This is a genomic window from Streptomyces sp. AcH 505 (assembly GCF_000818175.1).
Classification (GTDB): domain Bacteria; phylum Actinomycetota; class Actinomycetes; order Streptomycetales; family Streptomycetaceae; genus Streptomyces.
In genome coordinates, this window is record NZ_JTIY01000001.1 from 1,307,598 (window position 1) to 1,324,183 (window position 16,586).

A 16,586-nucleotide genomic window follows, 5' to 3' on the forward strand; every position below is an offset into this window, starting at 1 on the left:
CCCTGTTTCCCCCCACCGCTCCTGCCGTCTCCCCCGAAACGACAGGCCCCCCCCCGCAGCCTTCAGGCCACCAACTCGCCGAAGGACTCTTCCTCGTCACGGCCGAAGCTGAGGACCTGGTCCTCGCGCAGCCGGCGGAGTGACCGCCAGATGCTCGACTTCACCGTGCCGACACTGATGTCGAGGATGTCCGCGATCTCCGGATCGGTGCGGCCCTCGTAGTAGCGCAGTACCAGCATCGTGCGCTGCAGCTCGGGGAGGCGCGCGAGCGCCTGCCAGAGCACGGCGCGCAGTTCGGTGCCGCGCATCGCGTCGGTGTCGCCCGCCGTCTCCGGCAGCTCCTCCGTCGGGTACTCGTTGAGCTTGCGCCGCCGCCAGGCGCTGATGTGCAGGTTCGTCATGGTGCGGCGGAGGTAGCCACCGACCGCGGCCTTGTCGCTGATCCGGTCCCAGGCCCGGTACGTCGAGAACAGGGCGCTCTGGAGCAGGTCCTCGGCCTCGAACCGGTCGCCGGTCAGGTGGTAGGCCGTCGCGTACAGCGAGGCGCGGCGCTCCTGTACGTAGGCGGTGAACGCCGCTTCGGCGTCCGAGGCGGCCGAGGCGTCCGCACGCTCCGTCGCCCCCGCCGTCCCCCCTGCCGCGTCCACGACCGTCATGTACGGCGACTTGTGCTGGCGCCCGGCGCCGCGAACGCACCCCCGCCCGTTCACGGCGCCGGACTTCTCTGCGCTCCGTACGACGTCGTGCAGACGCGTGACCACCGCGCTCGAACTCGTCTCGTGCAGTGCGTTCATCTCGCGCCCCCCGTCGGTTGGAGTCTGCTTGCCGTGTGTCGAAAAGCTTGCCCACGCGATTTCATGGCCCTGTCCTTCGACTGTCACAGGGCTGTCACAGGGGGTCGCTGCCCTTGTGCGACGGAGCCGGAAACAGGCGGTTGAACAAGGGCCGAACAGCTGGGAGCGCTCCAACTGTCGAACTCCGGTCCCCCCATGGGCCAGAATGACCTCTGTGCCTTTCCTGTTGCTGATCGAGGACGACGACGCCATCCGCACGGCCCTCGAACTCTCGCTGTCACGCCAGGGCCATCGAGTGGCCACCGCGGCGACGGGAGAGGACGGCCTGAAGCTGCTCAGAGAGCAGCGGCCCGATCTGATCGTGCTGGATGTGATGCTGCCCGGAATTGACGGTTTCGAGGTGTGCAGGCGCATCAGGCGTACGGATCAATTGCCGATCATTCTGCTGACCGCGCGCAGCGACGACATCGACGTGGTCGTCGGTCTTGAGTCCGGCGCCGACGACTATGTCGTCAAGCCCGTCCAGGGCCGGGTGCTGGACGCCCGGATCAGGGCCGTGCTGCGGCGCGGCGAACGGGAGTCGACGGATTCGGCGACGTTCGGCGGGGTGGTGATCGACCGCTCCGCGATGACGGTCACGAAGAACGGCGAGGATCTGCAGCTCACGCCGACCGAGCTGCGGCTGCTGCTGGAGCTGAGCCGGCGGCCGGGACAGGCGCTGTCGCGCCAGCAGTTGCTGCGGCTGGTGTGGGAGCACGACTATCTGGGCGACTCGCGTCTGGTGGACGCGTGTGTGCAGCGGCTGAGGGCCAAGGTGGAGGACGTGCCGTCGTCGCCGACGCTGATCCGTACGGTGCGCGGGGTGGGCTACCGGCTGGACGCGCCTTCGTGACCGACGCACCGGTGGGGGGTGGGACGGACACCGTCCCGGTGGGTCCTGCGGGCCCGACGAAGAAGGCGATCCTGGCGGGGCTGCGCTGGACCAGTCTGCGGCTGCGGCTCGTGGTCGTCTTCGGCGCCGTCGCGCTGACCGCCGCCGTCTCGGCGTCGGGGATCGCGTACTGGCTCAACCGCGAGGCGGTGCTGACCCGTACGCAGGATTCGGCGCTCGACAGCTTCAAGCAGGAGATGCAGAACCGCGCCGCCGTACTGCCGTTGCGGCCGCGCCAGGACGATCTGCGCACCACGGCGCGGCAGATGGCCGGTGACAACACCGGGGACAACGTGCTGCTGCTGGGCGAGGACAGCGAGGGCAAGCAGATCGTGGGCGCTTCGGACCCGGACGCCTTCGCGCTGAAAGATGTGCCCGACGCGCTGCGGCAGGCGGTGAACGAGCGGCAGAAGGTCACGTCAGGCAACCGGTATCCGTACCACCTCTTCTGGCAGCGCACCGAGCGCGACGGCAAGCCGTACCTGGTGGGCGGCACCCGTATCACCGGCGGCGGGCCGACCGGTTATCTGTTCAAGTCCCTGGACCAGGAGCGGGCCGATCTCAACTCGCTCGCCTGGTCGCTGGGGATCGCGACGGGGCTGGCGCTGATCGGCTCGGCGCTGCTGGCGCAAGCGGCGGCGACGACCGTGCTCAGGCCGGTGCAGCGGCTCGGCGAGGCGGCGCGGCGGCTCGGCGAGGGCCGGCTCGGCACCCGGCTGCGGGTCTCCGGCACCGACGAACTGGCCGATCTTTCCCGGACGTTCAACAGCGCCGCCGAGTCGTTGCAGAAGCGGGTCGCCGACATGAGCGCCCGCGAGGAGTCGAGCCGCCGCTTCGTCGCCGACATGTCGCACGAGCTGCGTACGCCGCTGACCGCGCTCACGGCGGTGACGGAGATCCTGGAGGACGAGGCGGAGAACCTCGACCCGATGATCGCGCCGGCCGTGACGCTGGTGGTGAGCGAGACCCGCAGGCTCAACGAGCTGGTGGAGAACCTGATGGAGGTGACCCGCTTCGACGCGGGTACGGCGCGCCTCGTCCTGGACGATGTCGACGTCGCCGACCAGGTCACCGCGTGCATCGACGCGCGCGCCTGGCTGGACGCCGTGGAACTGGACGCCGAGCGGGGCACGATGGCGCGGCTCGATCCGCGCAGGCTCGACGTCATCCTGGCGAATCTGATCGGCAACGCGCTCAAGCACGGCGGCTCGCCGGTGCGGGTGGCGGTGCGTACCGAGGGCGACGAGCTGGTGATCGAGGTACGGGACCACGGCCCTGGCATCCCCGAGGACGTCCTGCCGCATGTCTTCGACCGCTTCTACAAGGCGAGCGCGTCCCGGCCGCGCTCCGAGGGCAGTGGCCTGGGGCTGTCGATCGCGATGGAGAACGCGCACATCCACGGCGGCGACATCACGGCGCGCAACGTGCCGGACGGCGGCGCGATGTTCGTCCTGCGGCTGCCGCGCGACGGGTCGGAGGCGGCTGACCGGGACGCCGACGGCGACGGGGCGGGCGGCGGGGGCGGGGCGCGGTGACGGCACGGGTGAAGGTGCGGGTGAAGGTGCGGACGGCACGGGTGAAGGTGCGGACGGCACAGATGAGGACGGCGAAGCTGCGGGCGGCCGGTGCGGCGCTGGCGCTGGCCGGTGTCGTCGTCCTGGCCGGCTGCGGGATCAGGACCACGTCCGTACCGGTCGACGCGGGGGCGGCGCCCTCGCGGATGCCGTGCGAGGTGGACAAGAAGGACGTGATCACCCGGTCGAGTCCCGGGGTGCCGGTCCGGGTCTATCTGGTGTGCGCCTCCGGACTGGTGTCGGTGGAGCGTTCGGCGCAGATCCCGCTCCAGCGGACGGCCGACGACCGGGAGAAGATCGCACAGGCGCTGCTGGACGAGTTGCAGGCGCAGCCGTCGTCGAGCGAGCACGCGGCGGGCTTCACGACGTACGTCCAGCCGCCGCTGATCCTCGGCTCGGACCGCAAGGGCGATCCGCCGGGCACGCTGCGGATCAGCCGGCAGCCGGAGGACCTGGCGTCGTCCGCGCTGGCGCAGATCGTCTGTACGTTCGTGGAGAACGGCGCGACGGACGAGTCGCAGGCGCGGGCCGGGCAGGTGGTGCTGGGCGGTCCAGGCGACTACCCGGCGCACGGCTACCGGTGCGACAAGGAGCTGAAGACCAGGCCCGACGCGCCGGTGCCGACGTTCGGGCCGCTGCCGTCCGCATCCGCCGAATGAGTGACTCCGGTCTCATGCGCCTGTTCGCCACGACCCGGCGGAACCGATACTGACGGGCGCCGCGTCTTGAGATTCGTGCGCCATGGTCCGGACGGCAATGCCGTCACCCGCTTGCGTATGGCGGGATTCGCTCTCCTCCTCATGCATCTGCTGCTCGTGGGGTGGCTGACACTCCGTCCCCTGGACGTGACGTGGGTGAGCGCGGCCAATCTGCGCCCCTTCGCCGGCATCAGGGCCGATGTGGCGCTCGGCCCCTTCGAGGCGGCGAGACGGATCATCGGCGGTGTCGTCCTGCTGGCCCCGCTCGGTGTGCTGCTGCCGATGGCGGGCGGCCGGCTCCATGTCTCCCCCTGGGCCTCGCTGGCCCGCACGGTCGCGGCGGGCGCGCTGATCTCGCTGGGCATCGAGCTGCTGCAGACGGGGGTGCCCGGCCGGGTCGCCGACGTGGACTCGGTGCTGCTGGGCACCCTGGGCGTGGCGCTCGCGCATGTGCTGTTCGTACCGGCCGGGCGGGCGAGGCTGCGCCGTGAGCGGCTGGGCGGCCGGGATGACGTACGGGCGGCGGAAGGCATCCCGCAGGAGGAGACCCCCGCCGGCGCGACCCCGACGATTCCCAGGGTCCGCATCGCACCGTAGAGCGAGGCGTCATTCCGCTTCCGGAGCCACCATGGAAGCAGTGGGAGAGCACACGGAAGGTGCTCCCCGGACGGTCTCACGAAGGAGCCCACCATGGCCGCATCACTTGTCCGCCCCCGCGAAGGGCGCATGATCGGCGGGGTGTGCGCGGCGCTGGCACGGCGCTTCGGCACCTCGGCGAACACCATGCGCGTGATCTTCGTGGTGTCCTGTCTGCTGCCGGGTCCCCAGTTCCTGCTCTACCTGGCGCTGTGGGTACTGCTGCCGGGCGAGAAGACGGCATCGGCCGCCTGGTAGTCGTCACGACGCAGTGGGGCGCGCATCCGGTCCGGATGCGCGCCCCACTGCTGTAGGCGGCGGGTCAGCCGCCGAGCGGGATTCCGTTGACGGGCAGCCCGCCCTGCGCGAGCCCGTTGACCGGCAGCCCGCCGAGGAGGCCGCCCACGGGGTTGGCGGTCTTGACGGCGCCGAGCACCTGCGGGGAGGTCTGCCGGACGGTGCCCAGCGCGCTGCGGCTCGCCGTCACCCCGTCCGACGCGCCGGCCGGGAGCTGGGAGGCGACCTCGTCGACGGGCAGGGTCTGGGTGACGGTGTCGAGCGCGCCGGCCGGGTCGGGCAGGGGCGCGGCTGACGCGCTGCCCGCTGCGGTGGCTGCGAAGGCGGCACCGAGAGCGACGGCACCGATGGTCTTGACGGCGGACTGCTTCATCTGAGATTTCGTCCTTGGGGAATGGGGAATCTGAGCGGCTCTGCAAGTTAGTCAGCGTCGCGCCTGTCCCGCAAACACCTGGAAGCGGCGGGAATTTCGTGTTCCCGGCCGCTTCCCGATAGATGTGATGGACGTATTCAGGAGAGAGAGTCGCTGGTCACAGCCGTCTGCTTGAACAGCCATTCGGACTTCAACTCGGCATATCCGGGCTTGATCACATCGTTGATCATGGCGAGTCGTTCATCGAAAGGAATGAATGCTGATTTCATCGCATTGACCGTGAACCACTGCATGTCGTCGAGTGCGTAGTCGAACGTGTCGACCAGCAGCTCGAATTCGCGGCTCATGCTCGTACCGCTCATCAGCCGGTTGTCGGTATTCACGGTCGCCCGGAAATGCAGTTTACGCAGCAGCCCGATGGGGTGTTCGCGGTACGAGGCGGCGGCGCCGGTCTGCAGGTTGGAGCTGGGGCACAGCTCCAGCGGGATGCGCTTGTCCCGTACGTACGCGGCGAGCCTGCCCAGGGTGACCGTGCCGTCGTCGGCGACGGTGATGTCGTCGATGATCCGCACGCCGTGGCCGAGCCGGTCGGCGCCGCACCACTGGAGCGCCTGCCAGATCGACGGCAGTCCGAACGCCTCGCCCGCGTGGATCGTGAAGTGGTTGTTCTCCCGCTTCAGATACTCGAAGGCGTCGAGGTGACGGGTGGGCGGGAAGCCGGCCTCGGCGCCCGCGATGTCGAAGCCGACGACGCCCAGATCCCGGTAGCGGTTGGCCAGTTCGGCGATCTCCAGGGCGCGCGCCGCGTGCCGCATCGCGGTGAGCAGGGCGCCGATCCTGATCCGGTGGCCGCTCTCCCTGGCCAGCCGCTCGCCTTCCCTGAAGCCCGCGTTGACAGCCTCGACGACCTCTTCGAGGCTCAGCCCGCGCTCCAGGTGCTGCTCGGGCGCGTAGCGCACCTCCGCGTACACGACGCCGTCCTCTGCGAGGTCCTGCGCGCACTCCGAGGCCACCCGGAACAGCGCCTCACGCGTCTGCATGACGGCGCAGGTGTGCGCGAACGTCTCCAGATAGCGCTCCAGCGAACCGGAGTCGGCCGCCTCGCGGAACCAGATGCCCAGCTTGTCGGACTCGTGCTCCGGCAGTGCCTCGTAGCCGACCTCGCGCGCGAGTTCGATGATCGTGCCGGGGCGCAGTCCGCCGTCCAGATGGTCATGGAGAAGGACCTTGGGGGCACGGCGGATCTGGTCGGCTGTGGGCGGTCGGAAGGTCTGGCTCGTCATCTGCACATGGTAGCTCCTACGCGCGTAGAACCAGGAGCGTCGATACGTAACAGTGACCGTGCCGAGGGGTGGCGTACACCTGTCCTTCTGAGACTGTTCTGTTATGGGACAGCAGTCAGTTCCCGCGGGCGGCGGATCGGGGCATATGCAGCACACAGAACCACAGGCGCAGTTGGGGCGCGCGGTCGTGGCGGCGCCGGGCGGCGCGTCGGTCGGGGGCGTGGTGCTCGTGCTCCCCGCGGGTGAGCCCTTCTCCGTACGCAGACCGACGCGCGTGTCGCGGGCCGCCGTGCAGCCGCTCGCCAAGTCGCTCGGCAGAGCGGGCGCGCCCGAGGGGCTGTTGGTGCATGTGGTGCGCTACCGCAACCGTGGCTGGAACGGCCCCGACGCGCACCCGTCGGCCGACGCCGAGTGGGCGGTGGACGAAGTCGTCCGCCGCTACGGCGATGTGCCGGTCTGTCTGGCCGGGTACGGGATGGGCGGCCGGGCCGCCCTGCGCGCCGCCGGGCATCCGGCGGTCAACTCCGTGCTCGCGATGGCGCCTTGGCTGCCGGAGGACGATACGGCCGAGACGGCGGAGCCGGTGCGGCAGCTGGTGGGGCGGCGGGTGCTGATCGTGCACGGCACGAACGACACGCGCACCGACCCCGAACTCTCCTTCCGGCTCGCCGAACGCGCCAAGAAGGCGAACCGCGACACCTGCCGGTTCGAGGTGCACTCCGACGGTCACGCGCTGCGCCAGCACCACGCCGAAGTCCTCGCGCTGGCGACGGACTTCGTCATGGGTTCGCTGCTGTCGCGGGCGTACTCGCGACCGGTCGCCGACGCGCTGGCGGCGCCGCCGCCGCTGGGATTGCGGATGCCGCTGGCGGCGGGCTTCGGGCGGTCGTTACGGCCCTAGGGCCTGTCGGGGTTTCCGCGACGAGGTCCCTCACGGGGCTCAGTCCGGCAGCAGTTGGCCGCGCCGGGAGAGCAGGAACCGCTTGAAGGCGGCCACCGGCGGGGTGTCCTCGTGGCCGTCGAGCCAGGCGATGCCGATCTCCCGTACGGCGCGCGGCGCCGTGACGGTCAGTTCGACAACTCCCGGGCGCGGCACGGCCGGTGGCGGGAGCAGGGCGACGCCGAGCCCCGCGGCGACGAGACCGCGCAGCGTCTCGGCCTCCTCGCCCTCGAAGGCGACGCGCGGCCGGAAGCCGGCCTCGGCGCAGAGGTCGTCGGTGATCCTGCGCAGCCCGTAGCCGGGTTCCAGGGTGACGAACGCCTCCTCGGCCGCCTCGGCGAGGCGGACCCGGCGCCGGGCGGCGAGCGGGTGGTCGTCGGGGACGACGAGCCGCAGCCGCTGCTCGTCGAGCCGGTGGCCGACCAGGTCGGGGCTGTCCGGCACGGGCGAGGTCAGACACAGGTCGAGCGTTCCGGCGCGCAGCCCCTCCAGCATCGCCTCGCCGTAGTTCTGCACGAGTTGGAAGCGGACGCGGGGGTGGTCGGCGCGGAAGGCGCGGATCAGCGCGGGCACGGTCTCCGAGCCCATGGTGTGCAGGAAGCCGAAGACGACCCGGCCGGACGCCGGGTCGGCGTCGGCCCGTACGGTCTCGGCCGCGCGCTCCACCTCGGCGAGGGCGCGTTCCACCGCGGCGAGGAAGGTCCGGCCCGCGTGAGTGAGCGCGACCGTACGCCCCTTGCGGGCGAACAGGCCTACGCCCAGGTCCTGTTCGAGCCTGACCAGCGCCCGGGAGAGGGTGGACTGCGGGACCCCCAGCTCCTGGGCTGCCCGGGTGACGTGTTCGTGGCGGGCCGCCGCGGCGAACTGCGCGAGGCGGGGCGCGAGCAGTTCGGACCAGGACTCGGGGTCCTGATACGGCCGTGAGCTGGGTTCATGCACCATGGGAACGATTATGGCGTTTCCGTGCATTGGACGCATGAGTGGGCGGGTCCTTACGTTCGCGTCATGTCGTCAGTCAGTACGGAGCAGATCAGCGGTGGCCGGGTGGCCACCGCGCCCGCCACGGCCGCCACGCCCGCCGACACGCGGCTGTCCCCCGGGAAGCCCGGCTACCGCCGGATGAGCCTCGCGCTCTTCGCCGCCGGGGTCGCGACCTTCGCCCTGCTCTACTCGACGCAGGCGCTGCTGCCCGCCGTCTCCACCGGTCTCGGGGTCACGGCGAGCCAGGCCAGCTGGACGGTGTCGGCGGCGACCGGCGCGCTCGCGCTGTGTGTGCTGCCGCTGAGCGCGCTCAGCGAACGGTTCGGCAGGCGCACCCTGATGACCGCGTCGCTGGCCGTCGCCGTCGCCCTGGGCCTGCTGGTGCCGTTCGCGCCGAACCTCGAATCGCTGATCGCGCTGCGCGCCGTGCAGGGCGCCGCGCTCGCCGGGCTGCCTGCGTCGGCGATGGCGTTCCTCGCCGAGGAGGTACGGCCGAAGGCGCTGGTCGCGGCGATCGGCATGTTCGTCGCGGGCAACAGCATCGGCGGCATGAGCGGCCGGATCCTCACCGGCTGGGTCGCCCAGCTGTGGGGCTGGCGGGTGGCGCTCGGCGTGGTCGGGCTGCTGGCCGTGGGGTGCACGGCCGTCTTCCGCGCGCTGCTGCCGCAGGCACGGCACTTCACGCCGCGCCCGCTGAGCGTGGCCGGTCTCGCGCGGACCGTGCGCGGTCATCTGAGCGATCCGCTGCTGCTGCGGCTGTACGCGATCGGCGCGCTGTTCATGACGGTGTTCGGCGCGGTCTACACCGTGATCGGCTACCGGCTGGTGGCGGCGCCCTTCAGCCTCCCGCAGGGGATCGTCGGCTCGGTCTTCCTCGTCTATCTGGTCGGTACGGTCTCCTCGGCGACCGCGGGCCGGCTCGTCGAACGGCTCGGCAGGCGCGGCGCGCTGTACCTGGGAGCGGGTACGACGGCGGCCGGGCTGCTGCTGACGCTGTCGGACGCGCTGGCCGCCGTGCTGCTGGGGCTCGTACTGATCACGGCGGGCTTCTTCACCGGTCACGCGGTCGCCTCGTCGTCGGTGAGCCGTACCGCGCGGACCGGCCGCGCGCAGGCCTCCGCGCTGTACCAGTCGGCGTACTACCTGGGCAGCAGCGCGGGCGGCGCGCTGGGCGCCGCCGCCTTCCACGCCGCGGGCTGGGGCGCGACGGTGCTGCTGGGGCTGCTCGCGGTCGCCGGGGTCGCCGCCGTCACGCTGTACGGGACGTACGCGGCCCGCGACTGACCTCGTCGGCCACCGCTGTCACCTGGGAGTTTCGCCGTGCGGCCGCGATTGTCAGTGGCCTGCTGTAGCTTCCGAAGGACAGGCGACCGAGCGGCACCGAGGTGACCCATGACTGATCTCGCGACGACCGAGAATCTGGACGTCCGGCTGGAGAAACACCGGACGGAGCTGACCGGCTACTGCTACCGCATGCTGGGCTCCGCCTTCGAGGCCGAGGACGCCGTGCAGGACACGATGGTGCGCGCGTGGCGCAGCTTCGACAAGTTCGAGGGCAGGTCGTCGCTGCGGTCGTGGCTGTACCGCATCGCGACGAACGTCTGCCTGGACATGCTGAACGCGGGCAACCGCAGGGCCCGGCCGATGGATCTGTCGACTCCGACGCCGGTGGCCCAGGCGCAGCTCAACAGCCGCCCGGAGATCACCTGGCTGGAGCCGGTGCCGGACGGCCGGGTACTGCCTTCGGTGACGGACCCGGCGGAGGCCGCTGTGGAGCGCGAGACGATCCGGCTGGCCTTCATGGCGGCGTTGCAGCATCTGCCGCCGAAGCAGCGCGCGGTGCTGATCCTGCGCGAGGTGCTGGCCTGGAAGGCGAGCGAGGTCGCCGAGCTGCTGGACACGACGGTCGCCTCCGTGAACAGCGCGCTGCAGCGGGCGCGGGCGACGCTCGCCGAGTCGGCGCCGGCCGCCACGGACACGGCGGACCCGCTGGACGAGGAGCAGAAGGAGCTGCTGGAGCGCTATGTCGCGGCCTTCGAGGGCTACGACATGAAGGCGCTCACGGCGCTCCTCCACGAGGACGCGACGCTGTCCATGCCGCCGTACGACCTCTGGCTCCAGGGCCACGACAACATCGTGGGCTGGATGCTCGGTGTCGGATCGGTCTGCCGCGACTCGCGACTGGTCCCGGTTGTCGCCAACGGCTCACCCGCGTTCGCCCACTACCACCAGGCGGAGGACGGCAACGGCCACACGCCGTGGGCGCTGATGGTCATCGAGATCGTGGACGGCCGGATCACGGGCATCAACTCCTTCCTGGACACGGACCGCTGGTTCCCGATGTTCGACCTGCCGATGCGCCTCGAAAAGGAATGAGCAGGGCAAAGATCCTGGTCGTCGGCCGGGCGGGACGGAGCCGGACGGGAGCGGCGGGTGCCCGTCGGCCTCGCCCGGGAAAGCCCGTGCGGGCGGGTATGCGGTGATCAGGCCGGTGTCTCTCCCTTCGGGGTGGTGCCCGTCGCACCGTCCCCGGCCAGACCGGCAAGGCCGACCAGCTCCAGCAACAGCAGCAACTCCTGGCCCGCGCCCCGCACCCGCACCCGGCGCCCGCTGCGGCCCGCGAGCAACCGCAGCCGGGCCAGGGCGCTGACCGCGTCCAGGCCAGGCCGGGTGAGGCCGCCGACGTCGCAGACGACATCGGCGCCCGCCGGGGCCCGCGCGTCCAGCGCGGCCCAGTCGTCGCAGAGCCGGCGCACATCGGCCGGGGTGGGCCGGCCGGCCAGGACGAGGACGATCGGTTTCGTGTCAGCCACACCTACAGTGACCGTGGCAACGGCCAGAACTCATCGCAGCCGCCCGCACACAGCCCGTACGCTGCCGGTCATGACCCACGATCCTGTCGAACTGGTGATATTCGACTGCGACGGTGTCCTGGTGGACAGCGAGCGCATAGCCGTCCAGGTGGACGCCCAGGTCTTCGCCAAGCTGGGCATCCACTTCACGGAGGCGGAGATCGTCGAGCGGTTCGTCGGCTGCTCGGCGGAGGACTTCGACGCGGCAGTCGAGGAGCGGCTGGGCCGCCCGCTGGAGCCGGGCTGGCACCGCGAGTTCACCCACCTCTACGACGCGGCGTTCGCCGCGGGGCTGACGGTGATCGACGGAGTCGGTGACGTACTGGAGCGCCTGGGTATCCCGTTCTGCGTCGCGTCGAACAACAGCCACGACGGGATCCGCCGGAATCTCACCACGACGGGCCTGTACGGCCACTTCGAAGGCCGCGTCTTCTGCGCGTCCGACGTCGCCCGGGGCAAACCGGCCCCGGACCTGTTCCTGCACGCGGCCCGCACCCTGGGCGTCCCCCCGGCCCGCTGCGCGGTGGTGGAGGACAGCCCGTACGGCATCGCGGCGGCACGAGCGGCCGGCATGCGCGCCTTCGGCTACAGCGGCGGCCTCACCCCGGCCCACCGCCTCACCGGCCCGGGCACGGTCGTCTTCCGCGACATGCGCGACCTCCCGGCCCTGCTGACGGGCCGCCCCGTCAACTGACGGCGTCAATTTCCCGCCGTATTTCCGACGCCGGTTTCCGACGCCGACACCGGACAGGGCGGCCCTCCCGAGGTCAGGCGATGCGTTCCCGCACCACCCGGGTCGGCTCGTACGCCGTTCCCGTGGCCGCGATGTCGTACGCGGACGCCAGGGCCTCCTCGGCGTAGGCGAACTTTTCCGGGGTGTCCGTGTGGAGGGTGAGGAGGGGTTCGCCCGCTGTCACCTGGTCGCCCGGCTTCGCGTGGAGTTCGATGCCCGCGCCTGCCTGGACCGTGTCCTCCTTGCGGGCGCGGCCCGCGCCCAGGCGCCAGGCGGCTACGCCTACGCCGTACGCGTCGAGGCGGGTGAGGACGCCGGTGGCGGGGGCCGTGATGACGTGCTGTTCGCGGGCCACCGGGAGCGGGGCGTCCGGGGCGCCGCCCTGGGCTGCGATCATGCGGCGCCAGACGTCCATCGCCGAGCCGTCGGCCAGGGCCTTCTCCGGATCGGCGTCCTTCAGGCCCGCCGCGTCGAGCATTTCGCGCGCCAGCGCGAGGGTCAGCTCCACCACGTCGGCGGGGCCGCCGCCCGCCAGGACCTCGACGGACTCGCGGACTTCGAGCGCGTTGCCCGCGGTGCGGCCGAGCGGGGTCGCCATGTCCGTGAGCAGGGCGACCGTGCGGACCCCGTGGTCGTTGCCGAGGCCCACCATGGTCGATGCCAGTTCGCGGGCGTCCTCGATGGTCTTCATGAACGCGCCGGAGCCGACCTTGACGTCCAGCACCAGCGAGCCCGTGCCCTCGGCGATCTTCTTGGACATGATCGAGGAGGCGATCAGCGGGATCGCCTCGACCGTGCCCGTCACGTCGCGCAGCGCGTACAGCTTCTTGTCGGCGGGGGCGAGACCGTCGCCGGCGGCGCAGATCACCGCGCCCGTGGTGTCGAGGACGTCCAGCATCTCAGCGTTGCTGAGGGTGGCGCGCCAGCCGGGGATGGACTCCAGCTTGTCGAGCGTGCCGCCGGTGTGGCCGAGGCCGCGTCCGCTGAGCTGCGGTACGGCGGCGCCGCACGCGGCGACGAGCGGGGCGAGCGGCAGGGTGATCTTGTCGCCGACGCCGCCCGTCGAGTGCTTGTCGGCGGTGGGCCGCGACAGCGCGGAGAAGTCCATGCGCTCGCCCGAGGCGATCATCGCCGCCGTCCAGCGGGCGATCTCCGCCCGGTTCATGCCGTTCAGCAGGATCGCCATGGCCAGCGCCGCCATCTGTTCGTCGGCGACCTCACCGCGCGTATAGGCGTCGATCACCCAGTCGATCTGCTCCGGGCTGAGTTCGCCCCGGTCCCGCTTGGTGCGGATGACTGAGATGACGTCCATGACGGTCCTTTCGAAATTCACACGTGCAGGGAAAAGCGGCCCCTCCGCCGCCGGGTCGCGGCGACGGAGGAACCGGTCTCAGTTCAGATGCTGCGGGCCGAACGCCTGCGGCAGCATCTGATCGAGGGTGCGCAGCCCCTCCGGGGTCTCCAGCACCAGGGCGGGGCCGCCGAACTCGTACAGCAGCTGGCGGCAGCGCCCGCACGGGACCAGCACGTCGCCGGCCCCGTCGACGCAGGTGAAGTGGGTGAGCCGGCCGCCGCCGCTGAGCAGCAGCGCCGAGACGAGTCCGCACTCCGCGCACAGGCTGATGCCGTACGAGGCGTTCTCCACGTTGCAGCCGGTGACCGTACGCCCGTCGTCGACCAGCGCGGCCGCACCGACGGGGTACTTGGAGTACGGCGCGTACGCACGGGACTTGGCGTCCCGCGCGGCCGCGCGCAGGGCGTCCCAGTCGACGGCGCCCGCCGTCACTGGCCCTGCCCCCTTCGGTAGCGCATCCCGTCCGCCTTCGGCATCCGCAGCCGCTGCGCGGACAGCGACAGCACCAGCAGCGTGACGACGTACGGGGTGGCGCCGACGAAGTCGTCGGGCACGGTGTCCGTCAGCAGGTACCAGACCAGGATGACCGCGGCCATGACCGCGCTCGCGATGGCCTGGACCTTGACCTTCTTGTACGCCTTCCACGCGGCGAGCAGCACGAGCAGCACCACCAGCAGGAGCAGCAGCGCGTGCACGGTGTCACCGCCGTTGCGCAGCTGGAGCGCGTCGGAGAAGCCGAACAGTCCCGCGCCCATGGCGAGTCCGCCCGGCCGCCAGTTGCCGAAGATCATCGCGGCGAGACCGATGTAGCCGCGGCCGCCGGTCTGGTTCTCCAGGTAGATGTGCGAGGGGACGGTCGCGAGGAACGCCCCGCCGAGTCCGGCGAGCCCGCCGGAGATCGCGACGGCCATGTACTTGTACGAGTACACGTTGACGCCGAGCGACTCGGCCGCGATCGGGTTCTCACCGCAGGAGCGCAGCCGCAGCCCGAACGGGGTCTTCCACAGCACCCACCAGGTGACGACGAAGAGCAGCGCGGCGAAGATCGTCAGCACCGAGAGGTTGGTGATCAGACCGCCGAGGATGCCGGCGATGTCGGAGATCAGGAACCAGTGGTGGTTGGCGAGCGAGTTCAGCCCCGAGGAGAGCCCGGGGATGGTCACGTCCGGGATCGAGTCGACGGGCGGCGACTGCTTGGGGTTGCCGCCCGCCTCCAGCGCCTTGCCGGAGTTGAAGAAGATCTTGGCGAGGTACTGGGTGACGCCGAGGGCGAGCAGGTTGATCGCCACACCGGAGACGATGTGGTCGACACCGAAGGTGACCGTGACCACGGCGTGCAGCAGACCCCCGAGCACGCCGAAGCCGACGCCGGCGAGCAGTCCGAGCCAGGGGCTGGACTGCCAGCCGATCCAGCCGGCGCCGAAGGTGCCGAGGATCATCATGCCTTCGAGGCCGATGTTGACCACGCCGGCGCGTTCGGACCAGAGCCCGGCGAGGCCGGCGAGGCCGATCGGTACGGCGAGACCGAGGGCGGCGCTGATCTGGCCGACGGAGTCGAGCTGGTCGGAGCCGGTGAGGATCCGGACGGCGGAGACCAGTATCAGCGCGCCCGCGATGATCAGCAGGATCCGCGAGAAGGACAGCTTGGAGCGCCGCGATCCGGCGCCCGGTGCCTTCGGGGCCGCGGGAGGCGGGGTCTCGGTCATCGTGGCGGTCATCGCGCCACCTCCAGCTTCTCGGTCGTGGCTGCCTGGCCTGCGAGTTCGGCGCCGACCCGCTGCTGCTGGCGCTTGAGGCCGTAGCGGCGTACGACTTCGTAGGCGATGACGACGCACAGGACGATGACGCCCTGGATCACGCCGAGGATCTCCTTGTCGTAGCCGATCAGTTCCAGATGGTTGGTGGTGCGCTCCAGATAGCCCCACAGCAGCGCGGCCAGCGCGATACCGACCGGGTTGTTGCGGCCGAGCAGGGCGATGGCGATGCCGGTGAAGCCGATGCCGAGCGGGAAGTCGTTGCTGAACTGGTGGCTGTCGTTGAGCAGCGTCGGCATGCCGATGAGACCGGCCATGGCGCCGGACAGCAGCATGCTGGTGACGATCATCTTCTTGACACTGACACCGCTGGCCGCGGCTGCCGACTCCGACTGGCCGACGGCGCGCAGGTCGAACCCGAAGCGGGTACGGCTGAGCACGAACCAGTAGCCGATCCCGGCGACGGCGGCGATGACGATGAAGCCCCACAGCTCACCGGCGGCGCCGGTGTTGATGCTGAAGAACCACGCCGACTTCGGCAGGCTCTTGGTGGAGACGAGCGTGCCCGCCTGGTCGAGCCGGCCGAGCCGTTCCGGCTGGAGCAGATAGGCGATGACCGCGGTGGCGATGGAGTTCAGCATGATCGTCGAGATGACTTCGCTGACCCCGCGTGAGGTCTTGAGGATGCCCGCGATGCCCGACCACATGGCGCCGACGAGCATGGCCACCAGGATGATGACGATGATCTCGATGATGCCCGGCAGATGCAGGGTCGCGCCGACGACGGCGGCGAAGAAGGCAGCGATGCGGTACTGGCCGTCGACCCCGATGTTGAACAGGTTCATCCGGAAGCCGATGGCGACGGCGACACCGGCGAGGTAGTACGTCGTCGCCTTGTTGAGGATGTAGACCTGGCTGTCGCTGGCGGAGCCGTAGGACAGCATGTCGTTGAAGGCGTCGAAGGGGTTCTTGCCGGTGGCGAGGATGACCAGCGCGGTGACGATCAGCGCGGCGACCAGGGCCAGTACGGGGGCGGCGACCGCGAGGACCAGCCGCTCCTTGTCGAACCGGGAGGTGAGGGTCTTCTTCATCGGTTCTCCTCCCCGGTGTCACTCGTGGCGCTCGTGTCCAGATGGCCGCTCGCGGCGCCCGTCATGGCCGAGCCCAGCTCCTCGGGGGTGATCGTGGCGGGATCGGCGTCGGCGACCAGGCGGCCGCGGTACATGACCCGCAGGGTGTCGGACAGGCCGATCAGCTCGTCCAGGTCGGCGGAGATCAGCAGGACGGCCAGGCCCTCGCGGCGGGCCGCGCGTATCTGGTCCCAGATCTGCGCCTGCGCGCCGACGTCCACGCCGCGCGTGGGGTGGGCGGCGATCAGCAGCTTGG

The 16,586-nt window shown here is 70.9% G+C and carries 18 protein-coding genes and 1 pseudogene; 9 read left to right on the top strand and 10 right to left on the bottom strand.

Annotation, left to right across the window (positions count from 1 at the left end; translation table 11 throughout):
- Nucleotides 1-62: 62 nt before the first annotated feature.
- Nucleotides 63-794, bottom strand: a complete 732-nt coding sequence (locus tag HY68_RS05960) for a SigE family RNA polymerase sigma factor (RefSeq protein ID WP_041985240.1) — start codon at nucleotides 792-794, stop codon at nucleotides 63-65.
- Nucleotides 795-1,008: 214 nt separating this feature from the next.
- Between HY68_RS05960 and afsQ1 the strand changes: the two genes are divergently transcribed.
- The 5 genes from afsQ1 (at nucleotide 1,009) to HY68_RS05985 (ending at nucleotide 4,891) form a co-directional block, all read left to right on the top strand.
- Nucleotides 1,009-1,686 carry a two-component system response regulator AfsQ1 gene (gene afsQ1 / locus HY68_RS05965; protein ID WP_198533391.1) on the top strand — a complete coding sequence of 226 codons (678 nt, stop codon included), beginning with the start codon at nucleotides 1,009-1,011 and terminating at the stop codon, nucleotides 1,684-1,686.
- Nucleotides 1,687-1,724: 38 nt separating this feature from the next.
- A complete protein-coding gene (locus tag HY68_RS05970; RefSeq protein ID WP_041995267.1) occupies nucleotides 1,725-3,260 on the top strand; it encodes a HAMP domain-containing sensor histidine kinase in 1,536 nt (511 codons plus the stop codon).
- Nucleotides 3,261-3,322: 62 nt separating this feature from the next.
- Complete coding sequence (locus tag HY68_RS05975; protein WP_041995269.1) at nucleotides 3,323-3,958, top strand: hypothetical protein; 636 nt, start codon at nucleotides 3,323-3,325, stop codon at nucleotides 3,956-3,958.
- A 117-nt stretch (nucleotides 3,959-4,075) separates the two neighbouring features.
- Nucleotides 4,076-4,594 (top strand): VanZ family protein, encoded by a 519-nt coding sequence (locus tag HY68_RS05980; protein WP_041985246.1) that lies wholly within the window; start codon nucleotides 4,076-4,078, stop codon nucleotides 4,592-4,594.
- 93 nt (nucleotides 4,595-4,687) lie between these two features.
- Nucleotides 4,688-4,891 (top strand): PspC domain-containing protein, encoded by a 204-nt coding sequence (locus tag HY68_RS05985; protein ID WP_041985248.1) that lies wholly within the window; start codon nucleotides 4,688-4,690, stop codon nucleotides 4,889-4,891.
- Nucleotides 4,892-4,955: 64 nt separating this feature from the next.
- On the opposite strand, the gene HY68_RS05990 is transcribed toward HY68_RS05985, so the two are convergent.
- Nucleotides 4,956-5,303: a hypothetical protein gene (locus HY68_RS05990; RefSeq protein WP_041985250.1), complete on the bottom strand. Its 348-nt coding sequence runs from the start codon at nucleotides 5,301-5,303 to the stop codon at nucleotides 4,956-4,958.
- Nucleotides 5,304-5,440: 137 nt separating this feature from the next.
- Nucleotides 5,441-6,586: an adenosine deaminase gene (locus HY68_RS05995; protein ID WP_041995271.1), complete on the bottom strand. Its 1,146-nt coding sequence runs from the start codon at nucleotides 6,584-6,586 to the stop codon at nucleotides 5,441-5,443.
- Between the two features lie 220 nt (nucleotides 6,587-6,806).
- On the opposite strand from HY68_RS05995, the gene HY68_RS06000 reads away from it, so the two are divergent.
- Nucleotides 6,807-7,487: a dienelactone hydrolase family protein gene (locus HY68_RS06000; protein ID WP_241778743.1), complete on the top strand. Its 681-nt coding sequence runs from the start codon at nucleotides 6,807-6,809 to the stop codon at nucleotides 7,485-7,487.
- Between the two features lie 39 nt (nucleotides 7,488-7,526).
- On the opposite strand, the gene HY68_RS06005 is transcribed toward HY68_RS06000, so the two are convergent.
- Nucleotides 7,527-8,468 (bottom strand): LysR family transcriptional regulator, encoded by a 942-nt coding sequence (locus HY68_RS06005; protein ID WP_041985257.1) that lies wholly within the window; start codon nucleotides 8,466-8,468, stop codon nucleotides 7,527-7,529.
- Nucleotides 8,469-8,531: 63 nt separating this feature from the next.
- Between HY68_RS06005 and HY68_RS06010 the strand changes: the two genes are divergently transcribed.
- Nucleotides 8,532-9,791, top strand: a complete 1,260-nt coding sequence (locus tag HY68_RS06010; protein ID WP_078863450.1) for an MFS transporter — start codon at nucleotides 8,532-8,534, stop codon at nucleotides 9,789-9,791.
- Nucleotides 9,792-9,899: 108 nt separating this feature from the next.
- The gene (locus tag HY68_RS06015) at nucleotides 9,900-10,883 is read left to right on the top strand and encodes a sigma-70 family RNA polymerase sigma factor (protein ID WP_041985260.1); all 984 of its coding nucleotides are present in this window, start codon (nucleotides 9,900-9,902) and stop codon (nucleotides 10,881-10,883) included.
- Between the two features lie 107 nt (nucleotides 10,884-10,990).
- On the opposite strand, the gene HY68_RS06020 is transcribed toward HY68_RS06015, so the two are convergent.
- Complete coding sequence (locus HY68_RS06020; RefSeq protein WP_041985262.1) at nucleotides 10,991-11,320, bottom strand: STAS domain-containing protein; 330 nt, start codon at nucleotides 11,318-11,320, stop codon at nucleotides 10,991-10,993.
- 70 nt (nucleotides 11,321-11,390) lie between these two features.
- Between HY68_RS06020 and HY68_RS06025 the strand changes: the two genes are divergently transcribed.
- The gene (locus HY68_RS06025; RefSeq protein WP_198533221.1) at nucleotides 11,391-12,053 is read left to right on the top strand and encodes an HAD family hydrolase; all 663 of its coding nucleotides are present in this window, start codon (nucleotides 11,391-11,393) and stop codon (nucleotides 12,051-12,053) included.
- A gap of 73 nt (nucleotides 12,054-12,126) precedes the next feature.
- Here the strand turns inward: HY68_RS06025 and HY68_RS06030 are convergent, their stop codons facing one another.
- From HY68_RS06030 to HY68_RS06050, 5 genes and pseudogenes are all read right to left on the bottom strand, one after another.
- A complete protein-coding gene (locus HY68_RS06030; protein ID WP_041985264.1) occupies nucleotides 12,127-13,404 on the bottom strand; it encodes a thymidine phosphorylase in 1,278 nt (425 codons plus the stop codon).
- Nucleotides 13,405-13,482: 78 nt separating this feature from the next.
- Nucleotides 13,483-13,878 carry a cytidine deaminase gene (locus HY68_RS06035; protein WP_041985267.1) on the bottom strand — a complete coding sequence of 132 codons (396 nt, stop codon included), beginning with the start codon at nucleotides 13,876-13,878 and terminating at the stop codon, nucleotides 13,483-13,485.
- Complete coding sequence (locus HY68_RS06040) at nucleotides 13,875-15,164, bottom strand: ABC transporter permease (RefSeq protein ID WP_041985270.1); 1,290 nt, start codon at nucleotides 15,162-15,164, stop codon at nucleotides 13,875-13,877. The genes HY68_RS06035 and HY68_RS06040 overlap by 4 nt, the downstream gene beginning before the upstream one ends.
- Nucleotides 15,161-16,291, bottom strand: a complete 1,131-nt coding sequence (locus HY68_RS06045; protein WP_041985272.1) for an ABC transporter permease — start codon at nucleotides 16,289-16,291, stop codon at nucleotides 15,161-15,163. Before HY68_RS06045 ends, HY68_RS06040 begins: the two co-directional genes overlap by 4 nt.
- Nucleotides 16,288-16,586, bottom strand: a pseudogene (locus HY68_RS06050) (heme ABC transporter ATP-binding protein); the annotation flags it as partial. The pseudogene HY68_RS06050 and the gene HY68_RS06045, both read right to left, overlap by 4 nt.